Source organism: Pseudomaricurvus sp. HS19, from assembly GCF_009857815.1.
Lineage (GTDB): Bacteria > Pseudomonadota > Gammaproteobacteria > Pseudomonadales > Cellvibrionaceae > Pseudomaricurvus.
The window spans coordinates 990358-1004437 of sequence record NZ_WVVW01000001.1 but is presented as its reverse complement, the minus strand read 5'-3'; the positions used below and the strand labels follow the sequence as shown (position 1 = coordinate 1004437).

The 14080-nt window shown below is 60.5% G+C and carries 14 protein-coding genes; 9 read left to right on the top strand and 5 right to left on the bottom strand.

Translation table 11 applies throughout. The features are described 5' to 3' along the window. Window positions 1–33: 33 nt before the first annotated feature. Window positions 34–738: a DUF3581 family protein gene (locus GSF27_RS04465; RefSeq protein WP_160966105.1), complete on the bottom strand. Its 705-nt coding sequence runs from the start codon at window positions 736–738 to the stop codon at window positions 34–36. Window positions 739–926: 188 nt separating this feature from the next. On the opposite strand from GSF27_RS04465, the gene GSF27_RS04460 reads away from it, so the two are divergent. After that, complete coding sequence (locus tag GSF27_RS04460; RefSeq protein WP_160966103.1) at window positions 927–1319, top strand: hypothetical protein; 393 nt, start codon at window positions 927–929, stop codon at window positions 1317–1319. 43 nt (window positions 1320–1362) lie between these two features. Further along, window positions 1363–1767 (top strand): SMI1/KNR4 family protein, encoded by a 405-nt coding sequence (locus tag GSF27_RS04455; protein WP_160966101.1) that lies wholly within the window; start codon window positions 1363–1365, stop codon window positions 1765–1767. A 73-nt stretch (window positions 1768–1840) separates the two neighbouring features. On the opposite strand, the gene rapA is transcribed toward GSF27_RS04455, so the two are convergent. Further along, entirely contained in the window at window positions 1841–4621 is a 2781-nt protein-coding gene (gene rapA / locus GSF27_RS04450; protein ID WP_160966099.1) for an RNA polymerase-associated protein RapA, read from the bottom strand. Between the two features lie 57 nt (window positions 4622–4678). Then, window positions 4679–5512 carry a 6-carboxytetrahydropterin synthase gene (locus GSF27_RS04445; protein WP_160966097.1) on the bottom strand — a complete coding sequence of 278 codons (834 nt, stop codon included), beginning with the start codon at window positions 5510–5512 and terminating at the stop codon, window positions 4679–4681. Between the two features lie 154 nt (window positions 5513–5666). Here GSF27_RS04445 and ung point away from each other — a divergent pair, with 154 nt between their 5' ends. Beyond that, window positions 5667–6356 carry a uracil-DNA glycosylase gene (ung, locus tag GSF27_RS04440; protein WP_160966095.1) on the top strand — a complete coding sequence of 230 codons (690 nt, stop codon included), beginning with the start codon at window positions 5667–5669 and terminating at the stop codon, window positions 6354–6356. Between the two features lie 70 nt (window positions 6357–6426). Here the strand turns inward: ung and GSF27_RS04435 are convergent, their stop codons facing one another. Further along, entirely contained in the window at window positions 6427–7335 is a 909-nt protein-coding gene (locus GSF27_RS04435; protein WP_160966093.1) for a folate-binding protein YgfZ, read from the bottom strand. Between the two features lie 134 nt (window positions 7336–7469). Between GSF27_RS04435 and GSF27_RS04430 the strand changes: the two genes are divergently transcribed. Beyond that, entirely contained in the window at window positions 7470–7721 is a 252-nt protein-coding gene (locus GSF27_RS04430) for a succinate dehydrogenase assembly factor 2 (protein WP_160966091.1), read from the top strand. Window positions 7722–7956: 235 nt separating this feature from the next. Next, complete coding sequence (locus GSF27_RS04425) at window positions 7957–8157, top strand: hypothetical protein (RefSeq protein ID WP_160966089.1); 201 nt, start codon at window positions 7957–7959, stop codon at window positions 8155–8157. A gap of 70 nt (window positions 8158–8227) precedes the next feature. Here GSF27_RS04425 and nadB read toward each other — a convergent pair whose 3' ends face one another. Next, window positions 8228–9850, bottom strand: a complete 1623-nt coding sequence (nadB, locus tag GSF27_RS04420; RefSeq protein ID WP_160966087.1) for an L-aspartate oxidase — start codon at window positions 9848–9850, stop codon at window positions 8228–8230. Window positions 9851–10198: 348 nt separating this feature from the next. On the opposite strand from nadB, the gene rpoE reads away from it, so the two are divergent. The 4 genes from rpoE (at window position 10199) to GSF27_RS04400 (ending at window position 13999) form a co-directional block, all read left to right on the top strand. Then, window positions 10199–10801 carry an RNA polymerase sigma factor RpoE gene (rpoE, locus tag GSF27_RS04415; RefSeq protein ID WP_160966085.1) on the top strand — a complete coding sequence of 201 codons (603 nt, stop codon included), beginning with the start codon at window positions 10199–10201 and terminating at the stop codon, window positions 10799–10801. A gap of 210 nt (window positions 10802–11011) precedes the next feature. Further along, the gene (locus GSF27_RS04410; protein WP_160966083.1) at window positions 11012–11713 is read left to right on the top strand and encodes a sigma-E factor negative regulatory protein; all 702 of its coding nucleotides are present in this window, start codon (window positions 11012–11014) and stop codon (window positions 11711–11713) included. A 202-nt stretch (window positions 11714–11915) separates the two neighbouring features. Continuing rightward, entirely contained in the window at window positions 11916–12380 is a 465-nt protein-coding gene (locus GSF27_RS04405) for a SoxR reducing system RseC family protein (protein ID WP_160966081.1), read from the top strand. Window positions 12381–12577: 197 nt separating this feature from the next. Further along, window positions 12578–13999, top strand: coding sequence for a DegQ family serine endoprotease (locus GSF27_RS04400; RefSeq protein ID WP_160966079.1), 1422 nt, complete (start codon window positions 12578–12580; stop codon window positions 13997–13999). The last annotated feature ends 81 nt before the right edge of the window (window positions 14000–14080 follow it).

The following is a 14080-nucleotide window of genomic DNA, read 5'->3' as shown; positions in this document are numbered from 1 at the left end:
GGGCAGGAGGGCAGAGCAGGCGGCCTGAAGTACTCAGGCCAGGTCGGTTTTGCGTTGCTCGTAGAAAGCGACCAGGCCTTCCACGGCATCCTCTTCATAGGGCTTGAGGCCGCTGAGTACAATGCGCTTCTCACCGCGGCCGATGATCTTGTCGCCATCGCGGAATTCAAACTCCAGGCGCGCGTTACCGCGCTTGCCGTTGACTTCCATATGGGCGCCGGCCAGCTCCAGGTGCAGGTTGGAGAAGGTCAGTTGATGCAGCTGGATGGCCATGGATTCGTAGATCACCAGTGGGCGGGCCGGGTTGACCATCACGCCGTGCTCTTTCCACAGCGGCACCAGCACGTGGGGGAAGGTCTTGCCGGAGAAGGCGGCGTATTCTGCGGCCAGGTCCCGGGCCAGCTCGCGGTTGGCGTTGTTCTCGCCCGCAGTGGCCACAGACAGGTAGGTCCGGCCCTCGGCATCGGCGATGTCGATGTGGCGGCTGTCGTCCTGGTTGAAATGCAGGGTCACTCCATCGGAGACCATGTCGGCGAACTTCACTTCCATGGACTCGAACAGGCCGAGCTGTTCCAGGGCCAGTGAAAACAGCAGGTCACCCGGTACGCAGAAGCGTTTGGCGTCAGTGTCGTGGATGGGGTTGAAGTCGTCGGCGACGCCCTTGGCAAAGCGGCTGGCCTGCTCGCGGCTGAAACTGAAGCCATCTCCGCGGGGGGTGTAATACTGTTCTAGTTGCATGGTGGGCTACTGGGCTCGATGCGAAAGGGCGGAATTCTAGCAGCAAAAGCGCTAAAACTAAATTGCAGAAACGCCCGCCTGCCGCTGGGTTCGGCGCGGGAGAAGTGATAACGTAGCGCCGCTTTTGGGGCGGCCGATTTATGTGGCGCCAGACGTCAGTTGCCGGAGCTGGACCACAGGAGAAAACCATGCAGCGGGATATCGAGATCTACATCCGGGAGCCGGTACTGAAACGGGTGCTGGGCTGGATGAAAAGTGTGCTGGGGCCCATTGAGGAGCTGCCGGTGGACAAGGGCCAGCAGGGCGTGCGGATGTTTCGTACCCTGGAGCACTCGCCGGCGATTCCCATTGTGATCCAGACGGGCATTGAGGACGGCCCCTATGTGGGTATCTGGTTCGACTCCCCCCATACCCCCTGGGCCAATGACGTGGAGTGCGCGCGCGCTGCCTGGGAGGCGTTTGGCAAGCCGGTACAGTGCGATCCTGGCCCCGAGTACGAAAATCAGGATGATTTCTTCCGTATCGACGATCAGGGTGAGCAGATTGTGCGTTTGAAAGATGGCCTGCTGGGGAGTCTCTAAGCAGGGCCTGTTGACTGGATAAGAGTTTTGACCGGAGTGAGCAATGCAGGAAATTGTTGACGAGCTGCACGAGATGGCCGAATCCGTGCCGGTGCCGCTGGAGCTGCCGGACGACGAGCAGCTGGTGGATGCCCTGGAGCAGATCCTGATGCCGCTGCATCCGGACTTCCGGGAGTTTCTACTGACGGCGTCCGATGTCATCTACGGCTCACTGGAGCCGGTTACCGTGGCGGATCCCCAATCCCATACTTATCTGGCGGAAGTGACCGCAACAGCCTGGGACCTGGGTATGCCACGGGATATGGTGGTGCTGTGCGAATGCCCCGAGGGTTATTACTGTGTCTCCCTGGAGGGGGAGGTGAAGTTGTGGCTGCGCAGCGGCGATTACACCGAGGATGAGTGGGAGAGCGTCTGGTACTGGGTAAAAGAGGTGTGGATGGAGAGCTGAAGATAGCTTGCTGCGCAGTTACAAAAAAAACGGGCCCCATGGGGCCCGTTTTTTTATTTGGCGGATGAGTGCCTCAGTTGGTGATCAGTGCCACCTTGATGGCGTGCAGCTGAATCTGGGCGTGTTCCAGGCTGGTCAGGCTGACCTGCTGCAACTCTTCCAGAAACGCGATCTCATCACCGCGAATGTTGGGGTTCACGTCCGCCAGTGCGCGCAGGCGGGACAGCTCACCTTCGTAGTAGCGGTTGATATTGTCACGGGCGGTATCAATCAATTGCTGGCGCTCCGCTTCCGCCTGCTTTTCCAGGTGGCTGGCGATGCGCTCGATCTCGTTGCGGGCGTGTTCCACCAGCTGCTTGGCGGTGGCGCCTTTGAGGCGCTGCTCCAGTTTGCTGAAGTGCTCGTCCTTAACCACATTCTGCAGGGCGCGTAACTGGTTGTCGGTCACCAGTCGCAGGTAGCTGTTATCCAGAAAGCGCTGCAGCTGCAGGAAGCGTGGGGCGCTGTGGTGAACCGAGAAGAGTGCCTCCACCAGCAGGCTGCCGGGTTTCAGCGGTGGCAGTTTCATGGTGCAGACGGTGGTGTTGCCCCGCTCGCTGTTAAGCACCATATCCATAACGCCGCTCACCATGGGGTGCTCCCAGGTGAGGAAGTTCATGTCCTCACGGCTGAGCGCCTGCAGGCGGCTGTAGGTGGCAGTGATGCCTTCGTCCGGCAGCCCGGGGAAGTGCTGGCTATGCATGTGATCCGATGGGTGGGCCACGAAGCTGTGTTCACTGTGGCGCTCGGAATCCACACCGTAGCAGTCAAAGGCCAGATCCATATAGGCGACGAGATCCGGGTCTTCATCGAGAGCTGCCAGGGCATCCACCAGTTGCGTGGCTACCGCGGGCTTGCAGGAGTTCAGCTCCAGCAGGCGGTCGCGGCCGTGACGCAGGGCATCACGCAGCTCGTCGCTGCGGGCTTTGGTGGTGGCAATCAGTTCCGGCAGGCTGGCGGCGTCCCGCATTGCCGCGTCCAGCTCATCGGCAAACTCATCGTAGACTGCCTGGCCAATGGGGCAGACCTGTTCGAAACCATTCAGGCCTTCGTGATACCAGCGCAGCAGGGATTCTTCGGCGCTGCCACTCTGGACCGGCACATGAATGTGCACGGTCTCGGTCTGGCCGATACGGTCGAGTCGGCCGATGCGCTGCTCGATCAGGTCCGGGTTGAGGGGCAGGTCCAGCATGACCAGGTGGTGGGCAAACTGGAAGTTACGGCCTTCGCTGCCGATCTCGGAGCAGATCAGCACCTGGGCGCCATCTTCCTGGTCGGCGAAATAGGCGGCCGCCCGGTCCCGCTCAATCAGACTCAGGCTCTCCACGAACACGGCGCTGCGGACACCGTGACGCAGTCTCAGTTGCAGTTCCAGCTCCTGGGCGGTGTGGGCCTGTGAGCAGATCACCAGTATCTTCTCCTGCCGGTGCTGCTTGAGCCAGGCCACCAGCCACTGCAATTTGCCTTGCAGTTCGTCTTCGTCCGTTTCCAGGGGATGACTGTGCAGGCGGCGCTCCGGGAAGCCGGCCACGGCGGCGCGGGTATTGCGGAACAGTACACGGCCCGTGCCGTAGCGATCCAGCAGCTGTTCGGTTACGGTCTCGCGGCCGGAGTCTGACTCCAGCAGTGGCACCACGTCGTTACCCAGCAGGGTTTGCAGCTGCTGTTTGAGAGTCTGGTCGGCCGCCTGCCCGCTATGCAGCTGTTCAATCCAGTTATTGATGTCGCCAAAGTGGGTCTGCTCTTCGCGGAAGCGGTCGAGATCAAAATAGCGATCCGGGTCCAGCAGCCGCAGGCGGGCGAAGTGGCTGTCCACCCCTACCTGTTCCGGTGTGGCGGTGAGCAGCAGCAGGCCGCGGGCGAGGGCGGCCAGTTGTTCGACGGCACTGTAGGCGTCGCACTGCATGTCAGGATGCCAGTGCAGGTGATGGGCTTCATCCACCACCATCAGGTCCCAGCGGCATTCCAGGGCCTGCTGCAGGCGCTTGGGGTTGTCGCTCAGCAGGCTGATACTGCAGAGCACCAGTTGGGCGGAGTCAAACGGGTTGTCGCTGCTGATCTCTTCCAGCCCCAGCTCTTCCTCATCGAGGGATTCGGGATTCTCAATGGCGTCGCAGCGCTCTTCGTCCAGCAAGGTGAAAGCCAGGTTAAAGCGACGCAGCATCTCCACCAGCCACTGGTGTACCAGGCTGTCGGGCACGGCAATCAATACCCGCTGGCTGAGTCCGCGCAGTAACTGTTGATGAATGATGAGGCCGGCTTCAATGGTTTTGCCCAGTCCCACCTCGTCCGCCAGCAATACCCGCGGGGCGAACCGTTGTCCCACTTCGCTGGCGATGTAAAGCTGGTGCGGGAGCAGTTGCACCCGCGGGCCGATCAGGCCGGTGATATGGGCGCTGGCCAGCTTCTGTTGCTGCACCAGGGTCTGCTGGCGCAGGCGGTAATCGCTGAGTTTGTCGATCTGGCCGGCAAACAGGCGCTCCAGCGGCTTGTTGAAGTTGACGAAGCAGTCCAGCTCCACCTCGCCGAGGGAGCAGCTTTCGCCCTCACTGTTCTCGCCGGTGTAGGTAATGTAGTGGTCATTTTCGTCAATGGCATGGATCACCATGCTGTTGCCGTCCAGATCCTGCACCTGGTCGCCGAGGCGGTATTTAACCCGGGCCAGGGGGGCGTTATTGCGGGCGTAGGCGCGATGTTCATCGGCGGCGGGGAAGCTGATGGTGATCAGGCGGTGGTCAACATCGCTGACGATGCCCAGGCCAAGTTCCGGTTCGGTATTGCTGATCCAGCGTTGTCCCAGGGTAAATTCTGTCAAAACGGTTCTCGCTTATTTTCTGTGTACTAACGAAAGAGTGTAGCCCGGCCGGGGAAATCAGCCTTCGACAATGGCGCCTTTGCCCATGCCTTCGAAGGCCTTGACCCGGAAGAGGTCGCCGGGATGGTTTTGTTGCAGTTGCTGCAGTATGTGGGCAGCGATCAGTTCAACGGTAGTGTCGCTGTCGATGAGGTAGCAGTTGGGAGCCGGCATGGAGAGTTCAAACTGCCCCTGCGGGGTCTGGTAGGCAAACTCCAGGGTGTCGGTGGGCGGCGCCACCAGGTCTTCACGGGTGCCGATGTAGATGTCGCGGAACTGCTGCGCCCACTCTTGTTCCAGACCACTGTCGCGTTGGCCATTGCGCCAGATGGCGATGGTGGAGCGGTGACCGTGGGCAATGCGCTGGCAGTTACCGCCGTGCTTTTTCAGGCCGTGGCTGTAGTGGTAGAACTCGCCGCTGATGGCTTCTGTGGCAAATTCCAGCTGCAGGGACAGCAGACTGCCGGGCAGCAGGGCGCGCAGCTGTTCACAGCTCCAGCGCGCTGCCAGTTCCGGGGTGATCTCTTCCACGTCCAGCAGCGCAATGGCGCTGCGGGGGGAGAGACAGTTCAGGGTGCGGTCGCCGTAGCGCCAGTGAATGCGCAGGTGATCTCCTTGCTCCTCTAGTGTGAGGTTGGGGGAGCGCAGGGGAACAGCCAGGCGATGATCCAGCTCGCTGTTGAGCCAGTTGCGGATAGTGCTCTTTACCACGCCGAAGTCGCAGATCATGCCCTGCGGATCCAGTGCGCCGGCCATGGTGGTACTGGCAATCCAGGTCTCGCCCAGCATACCGCGGGCGGGGTGGAGGTAGCTGAAGTCCACATTGATGAGGTTGTCGACAAACAGGTGCATAGGCTTCGGCTGCTGGTGGTATGAAAAGGGCGCATAGTTTACCTGACTGCCGCGCTGGTCTCTATGCCGATGCGGCGGTTACCGGCTGTGGGGGGTGGGAATAGTGGCACCGGTTTATTACACTCCGGGGCTTTCGACCGCGGTGAAACCCTCCATGTCCGGGCAATCAATCCAGCTTACTCCCTCCTGGCTGCAAGTGCTGCAGCCGGAGTTTGACCAACCTTACATACAGTCCCTGCGTCAGTTCCTGGCCGCTGAAAAGCAGCAGGGCAAGGTGATCTTTCCCCCGGGGGCGCAGATGTTTAACGCCCTCAACAGCACGCCCTTCGATCAGGTGAAGGTTGTCATTCTGGGGCAGGACCCCTATCACGGGCCGGGACAGGCCCACGGGCTCAGCTTCTCCGTGCCGCCGGGGATAGCCATTCCGCCGTCGCTGCGCAACATCTACAAGGAAATTGAGCGTGACCTGGGTATTCCCGCACCACAGCACGGGTGCCTGCAACACTGGGCGGAGCAGGGGGTGCTGTTGCTCAATGCCACCCTGAGTGTGGAGCAGGGTAATGCCGGGTCCCATCAGGGGCAGGGTTGGGAGCCGTTTACCGACGCCATCGTCGATCATCTCAATCGCGAGCGGGAAGGACTGGTGTTTATGTTGTGGGGCAGTTATGCGCAGAAGAAGGGACGGATCATAGATCGTGCCCGCCACTGTGTGTTGCAGTCGCCACACCCGTCACCCCTGTCGGCTCACCGGGGTTTTCTCGGTAATGGCCACTTCTCCAAAGCCAACGCCTGGCTGCAGCAGCGGGGAGAGATGCCGATCGACTGGGCAGTGCCGCCGCTGTAAACCCGATTGCAAGCCCCGGCAACACGACCGCCGGCGCGGGGCCGGCGGTGTCCGGAAGCATAACCAGGTGTTACTCGTTAACGCTGTAGGGCAGGGCCGCGGCTTGCAGGGCGATCTTGCCGTCCTGATCCAGATGGACCCCCTCTGACGCCACGGCAGCCTCTGTGGCCACTGCCAGCAGGTGCCAGCTCCCGTCCATGTTTACTGCGTTTACAACGCAGCCCGCCGACTGGCTGCTGCTGCCGTTATAGAGGTCGTCGCCGGGGTTGATGGCGGATTCGCTCACACAGCTGAAACGCTGCAGGTAGCGCTTCACTTTACCCTTGTAGTGCAGGCGGGCCACGATCTCCTGCCCGGTATAGCAGCCTTTGGTAAAGCTGATGCCATCAATAGCGGCGGTTTGCAGGTTGAGCTCCTGGGGAATAAAGATTTCGCTGGTGGCGGCGGTGATCCAGCCTTTGCCCGAGTCAATGTCCCGCAGCTGCCAGGGGGCCGGGCTGTCGCCGGCAGACCCATCCACCGCATCGCTCCAGAGTTCCATGGCGCCGTCAGCCCGGCACAGCAACAGGTCACCATTGTCCAGTCTCGCTGCCTGTTGCGGGGCCAGGCCTGCGGCTGCAGACAGATCCGGGGCGCAGTTGAGGTATCCGCTACCCAGCCATTGGGGGCGGCTCAGGGAGGCCTTGGAGAAGACGATGTATTTGCCCAGGGATTTTTCCAGCAGCGGCAGGGTGTCCAGCGGCAGGGTGATGAGCAGGGTCTCGTTATCCAGCTTGATCAGGTCAAAGTTGGCAACCGCACGTCCCTTGGCGGTACAGTGGGCGCCGTGCCGGATGGTCAGAGGCTGCAGTTTGGCGACGTCACAGGTGACCTGGCCCTGAAGGAATTTAACCGCGTCGGGGCCGCTGACCTGCAGCCAGCCCATATGGGATAAGGGCACGATTGTCGATGCTGTCGCAACAGCTGAATCCTGATTCATGGTGACAGACTTCCATCGGAATTGGGGGAGGATTTTAGAATACCACAACTGCCCGTCGGCGCCCGCTACTCGCCACTGGGGGGCTGGGCACGTATAATCCGCGCTTTTCCACGCGGTATTGGGGTAAAGGGCTGATGGATAGAAACCGTCTTTTCTGGGGCAGTCGCCGGGGTATGCTGGAGCTGGATCTGGTGTTGTTGCCATTTCTGGAGAATGTCTACGAAACTCTGGAGCAGGAAGATAAGGAGCGTTACTGGGCGCTGCTGGAATGCGAGGATCAGGATATGTTTGCCTGGTTCCTGCGTCGCGAAAATCCGGATGACCCGGAGCTGTTGCGCATCGTGGAGATTGTTCGTGCCAACACCGGCATGCAGATGGACAAATAAGTCCACTCCTTACCGGATTGTCCTGCGGCCCTCGCGCCTGGCGTTGGGGGTCCACTGGCTGCTCGCTGCAATGGCGGCAGTCGCACTTCTTCTCTTTTCTCCCTCTGTTCCCATTTCCTGTGATAACGATGTTGTTTGTGCCGGCTGGCAGCAGCTGCTGTGGTGGGGTATCTGGTTGTGTCTGGCCTGCAGCGGACACTGGCGGCTGAGCAGATCAACCCGGTGTCAGCAGTGGTTGCTGGAGGATGGGCAGCTGCGATCGCTGGGGCCTGACGGTGTTACCGGGGAGGCGTTACAGTTTGGCTGGAGCCTGAATCCCTGGTTGCTGCAGGTGCGGGGCAAGTCGTTGCCTGAGGGGAGTCTGTTGTTGTGGCCGGACAGTGCGTCCGCCGAGGCGCTGCGACGTCTGCGGGTATTGAGTCTGCAGGGGAGTTAGTCAGGCCTTTTTTACGGGCAGGTATTACGGGCAGGTGTTGCGGGCAGGACGTCCTTGTCCCGGTCTGTAGTCAGCGGCGCACAAAAATATCCTGGCCGGCAAAGTTAAAGGGTACCAGGATGGTATCCCGGGCGATGTCGGAGGTGGACTGGTAGTCCAGTGAGTAGTGCAGACCGCGGCTCTCACGGCGTTGCATGGCGGAGCGGATGATCAGCTCGGCGACCATGGCCAGGTTGCGCAGTTCAATCAGGTCGTTACCCACCTTGTAGTTGCTGTAGTACTCCTGAATCTCTTTTTGCAGCAGCTTGATACGGTGGGTGGCCCGCTCCAGGCGCTTCCGGGTGCGGACGATGCCCACGTAGTCCCACATAAAGCGGCGCAATTCATCCCAGTTGTGGGAGATCACAACATCCTCGTCGGAATCGGTTACCCGGGAGGAGTCCCAGGCCGGTGCTGGCTTGGGTGCGGGAATGGCATCCAGCGTGGCGTGGATGTGCTCGGCCGCTGACTGGGCGTAGACAATACACTCCAGCAGGGAGTTGCTGGCCATTCGATTGGCGCCGTGCAGCCCGGTAAATGAAGTCTCGCCGATGGCGTAGAGCTGGTCCAGGTCGGTGCGGCCGTTTTCGTTCACCACCACGCCGCCACAGGTGTAGTGCGCTGCGGGCACTACCGGAATGGGTTGTTGGGTGATGTCGATGCCGAACTCCTCACAGCGGGCTTTGACGGTGGGGAAGTGCTCGGCGATAAATTCTGCCGGCTTATGGCTGATATCCAGGTAGAGGCAGTCGCTGCCAAGGCGCTTCATCTCATGGTCGATGGCGCGGGCGACAATATCCCGGGGCGCCAGTTCTTCGCGGGAGTCAAAGCGATGCATAAAGCGCTCGCCGCTGGGCAGTTTCAGGTGTGCGCCTTCACCGCGCAGGGCTTCGGTTACCAGGAAGGAGCCGGCGGTAGGGTGGTAGAGACAGGTGGGGTGGAACTGGTTGAATTCCATATTGGCCACCCGGCAGCCGGCACGCCAGGCCATGGCGATACCGTCGCCGCTGGCACTGTCCGGGTTGCTGGAATAGAGGTAGACCTTGCTGGCACCGCCGGTGGCCAGGATAACGGCTCGCGCCTGGAACACTTCGACGCGCTCCCGCTGGCGGTTGTAGACGTAGGCACCGGTGCAGCGGACCCGGCCAGAGTGGGTGTCCGGCTCGGTGATCAGGTCGACGGCGATGTGGTTCTCGAACAGGCTGAGGCTGTCACAGGCCTGTACCTGCTCAATCAGGGTGCTGTGTACGGCCTTGCCGGTGGCATCGGCGCTGTGGATGATACGGCGATGGCTGTGGCCACCCTCCTGGGTGAGGTGGTACTCGTCGCTGTCGTGCAGGCGGGTAAAGCTCACGCCCTGGTCGATCAGCCACTGGATGGCCGCTTTGCTGCGTTCCACGGTAAAGCGCACGCTGTCTTCGTGGCAGAGCCCGGCGCCGGCGGCGAGGGTGTCGGCCACGTGATTCTCCACCGAGTCCTTGTCGTCCAGCACCGCGGCAATGCCGCCTTGGGCGTACCAGGTAGAACCTTCATTCACCGGGCCCTTGCTGAGTACCGCCACCCTGGCAGATTGGGCGAGATTGAGTGCCAGCGTCAGGCCGGCGGCGCCGCTGCCGATAATGAGCACGTCATACAGGTGGTGGCTCTTACTCATAGCGTCAAGGCTTCCTAAAATGTGTCACAATGGGCCGAAGGGGGGCGTAGTATATACATGCGCTGCAATTGGTGGTATTCCTCCCGTCGGCTCGGGTACGGGCAGGGGTGGCAGATGATTCCTCAATTGAACCAATTGGGACAGCCTTGGTCTGAGCACCGCGCGTGCTGCTCCCGGACGGCGAAATAACAGTGCTCTGCTGTAAACAGAGCATAGCGGATCGGGGTGAGCGCCACGGCGTTTCATCCGGAGACAACAAGGTGCCTTGGGGGTGCTTCTCATAGTATTTGCCCGGGTCAGGCGTTATGAGCCTGCCTGACCGAACAGAGAAGCTTTTAGGAGACAGGAATGACAGCGCAGAAAGCGCAGCAGACAGACCAGCAGTTGGTAGAACGGGTTCAGAAGGGAGACAAACGAGCGTTTGATCTTCTGGTGCTGAAATACCAGCACAAAATCATTTCCGTGGTGAGTCGTTTTATTCATGACTCCCATGAAGTCTATGACGTTACCCAGGAAGCTTTTATCAAGGCCTACCGTGCCCTGGGCAATTTCCGTGGCGACAGCCAGTTCTATACCTGGTTGTATCGCATCGCCATCAATACAGCCAAGAACTACCTGGTTTCCAGGGGCCGCCGCCCGCCCTCGGTGGATGTGGACGTGGAAGATGCGGAGTTTTATTCCGGCAGTGATTTCCTCAAGGATGTCGACACCCCGGAGGCCAACCTGTTCCGCGATGAGCTGCAGCAGGTGGTGGATAACGCCATCCAGCAACTGCCCGAGGACCTGCGCACTGCCGTGACCCTGCGGGAGATGGAGGGGCTCAGCTATGAAGATATCGCGGCCATTATGGCGTGCCCGGTGGGTACGGTCAGGTCGCGTATTTTCCGGGCTCGGGAGGCTATCGAAAAGGCCATTGCCCCGCTGATGGATCACCACGACGGCGCGGCCTGAGGCCAGGGTGCCGGCGCGATTGTGAGACACCACAAAAAATCTGAACACAAACTGAATTTGACTGAACTTTCTACAGGGGAGTCAGTCAGAGCCACACAGGAGTTCGCAGAGGCTCCGGAACGCAGAGGACGGGCCGCAAACTACGTCATAACAAGGGCGTAGGGACACGGGTAGGGTTTTGGCGACTAGTTAGCAGGCGAATGACAGCACATGACTAAGCACACACAATCATCCCGCTCCGGCACACAGATGCTGGAGTCGGTATCGGCTCTCGTCGATGGCGAGGCCTCCGAGCTGGAGTTGAGGCGGGTCCTGAATGCGACCGATTCAGATCCGGAATTAAGGGTGGCATGGGCGCGTTACCAGTGTATCTCCTCGGTAATGCGTGGCGAGGCAGGGGTGGATCTGAAGATGGATCTTTCCGCGGCAATCCGCGAGGCCATTGACGAAGAGCCTGCTGTTGCTGGCGTGCCGGCGAGGAAAGGTTGGCGGGTGCACCTGCCGAGAGTGGGCATAGCCGCATCTGTGGCGGCGGTTATGGTGCTGACGGCACAAGTGATCTCCCTTGGTGGGGGTGATGCCATGGACGCAGGTGTGGTGGCAACAGCTGATGCCACTGGCAACCTCTCATCCGAAGAGAAGCTGCTGCGGAGCCCGCCACTGCCTTCGGCGCCTGCCGGCTTCCAGTACTCGGCCCCCGGTGCGCGCACCGTCAGCTCATCTCCGGCTGGCAGTCTGGCCTATGGTGGCCCCACCTATCAGTCCGTCAGTCGTCCGGTGCTGGTGACGACTTCTTCGCAGGCTCCCGCTGAAGTACAGGCATATCTGCAGAAGTTGATGGAAATGCACGCGGCCAATACCGCCCAGCTGGACTCCTCCTCCTACGAGAGGGCCGGCTCCGCCCAGAAATAGTGACAGCGCCGCCAGCGGCGCTGCAGTCCGACCGCGGCAGGCCCCTACCGCGGTTTACCCCCCGAGTAACATGCCTCCCTGGCTTATTGCCGCCGACTCCCGGCACTGGATGACTGGCATCAATGGCCTGGTCACTGCAGCGCCTGCTGCGGGAATCCGGTATCATTGAGCGGTACACAGCTCCCCCGCAGAGGATTGACCGTTGATTACCGAAAGTGGCCGCATCATGGCAATTGAGCCGGATTGCCTGTGGGTGGAGACCATCCAGTCTTCCACCTGCCAGTCCTGCGCCGCGCAAAAAGGGTGTGGGCAAAGTCTGGTGGCAAAATGGAGCGGCCAAACCAGCTATATTCGGGTGCTGCTGGAAGGGCGTGATCCCGCTGCTTACCAAATGCACCAGCAGATTACCATTGGCATACCGGAAGAGGTTGTTGCCAGGGGCTCCCTGCTGGTCTACATCACTCCTCTGGCCGGGCTGCTGCTGGGTGCGCTGGCGTCCAATCTGCTGCAGCTACCGGAGTGGGGCATTATGTTGTCCAGTCTGACCGGCTTTGGTCTGGGTGCATTAGCCGTGCGCTGGCACAGTGCCGTTCGCCGTAACGATCCCCGTGTGCAACCGGTATTGGTGGATGAGCTGAAGCCAGTGCAGTGGGCTGCTCCCGGCTAGCTCACCTGCATGCCCAGCCTGAATGCCCCGCTTGAAATGTCCCTTTTGGTGATTACCGGGCGCCGGGGTTTCGTGGTTAAGTGCCTCCGGTTCCGCGTTCCTGTTCCGCCTCTCCAACCGTGGCGGCTGAACTATTTTATTCAATTCAGGTCAGTAAATTGGCTTCAATTGTTTCAACAGGTTCAGGAATACAATGCATGAATAAGTGGTTCTCTCCTGTCACAGTTAAATTGTCCGCCCTTGTTGTGGTGGCGTTTGTTTTATGTAGTACTGCATTTACCGCCCAGGCCCGGGGTAACTTGCCGGAGTTCACCGATCTGATCGAACAGGTGTCGCCCGCAGTGGTGAAAATCAATACCGTCGAGAAGGTCAGTGCCCGTCCGGGTATGCCCATACCGCGCGGGCAGCAGGACATCCCTGAAATCTTTCGTCATCTGTTTGAGCCGCGGCAGTACCCGGAGCGCAGTGTGCAGTCCATGGGCTCCGGATTTATCGTCTCCAGCGATGGCTACATTCTTACCAATAATCATGTGGTGGAGGGTGCTGACGAAATTCAGGTGCGCCTGCAGGATCGTCGTGAGTACGACGCTACGGTGGTGGGGATGGATGAGCGCTCGGATCTGGCGTTGCTGAAAATCGACGAGAAAAACCTTCCCACACTGAAGTTGTCGGACAACGTGGATCTCAAGGTGGGGCAGTGGGTGGTAGCCATAGGCTCGCCGTTCGGGCTGGACTTCTCTGCCAGCGCCGGCATTGTCAGTGCCATCGGGCGCAGCATACCCAACGAGCATGGTGGTAACTACGTGCCCTTTATCCAGACCGATGTAGCGATCAATCCGGGTAATTCCGGGGGGCCGCTGTTCAATATGGACGGCGAGGTGGTCGGGATCAACTCCCAGATCTACACCCGCAGTGGCGGTTCCATCGGCCTCTCCTTTGCCATTCCTGCCAGTGTGGCTACCCAGGTCATCGCCCAGCTGAAGGATAAGGGACGCGTTGATCGCGGCTGGCTGGGTGTGGTGATCCAGGAGGTAGATCGGGACCTGGCGGAATCTTTCGGACTGAAAAAGCCCATGGGAGCACTGATTGCCCAGATGGATCCTGCCGGACCGGCGGCCAAGGCTGGTTTGCAGGTGGGGGATGTCATTATTCGCTTCGGCGAGGCCGAGATTCTCAAGTCCGGTGACCTGCCTCATGCCGTGGGCATGACCGCTCCCGGTACCAGGGTTCCCGTGATGGTGATGCGCGAAGGCAAGCGTCGTGAGCTGCCGGTGGCGGTGGGAACCCTTGAGGGTGGCCAGGCATCGCAGGGCTCCGGGCCGGAGGCTGCCGCGGCAGGCGATCGCCTGGGTCTGGTTGTTGAACCGGTGAGCCCGGAGCTGGCCCAGGAGTGGCAGCTCAAGGGTGGCGTGTTGGTAGATCAGGTGGTTGAGGGCAGTGCTGCAGCCAAATCCGGGCTGCGCCCGGGGGATGTGATTGTGCAGCTTGGCTTCAGCGGTATTGAGGGTGTGGACCAGTACCGTAAGCTGCAGGCGGATTTGCCTGCCAACAGCCTGTTGCCCATCCGCTTCTACCGTCAGGGACGGGCTCTGTTCCGTACTATTGCGATCAGCAAATAGGTCGATGGGCCCCGCGGTTGGCGGGGCCCGTTTCGTCGGTCTGACATGGCGCCTGCAAGGCAAATGCGTTAGACTCCGCCC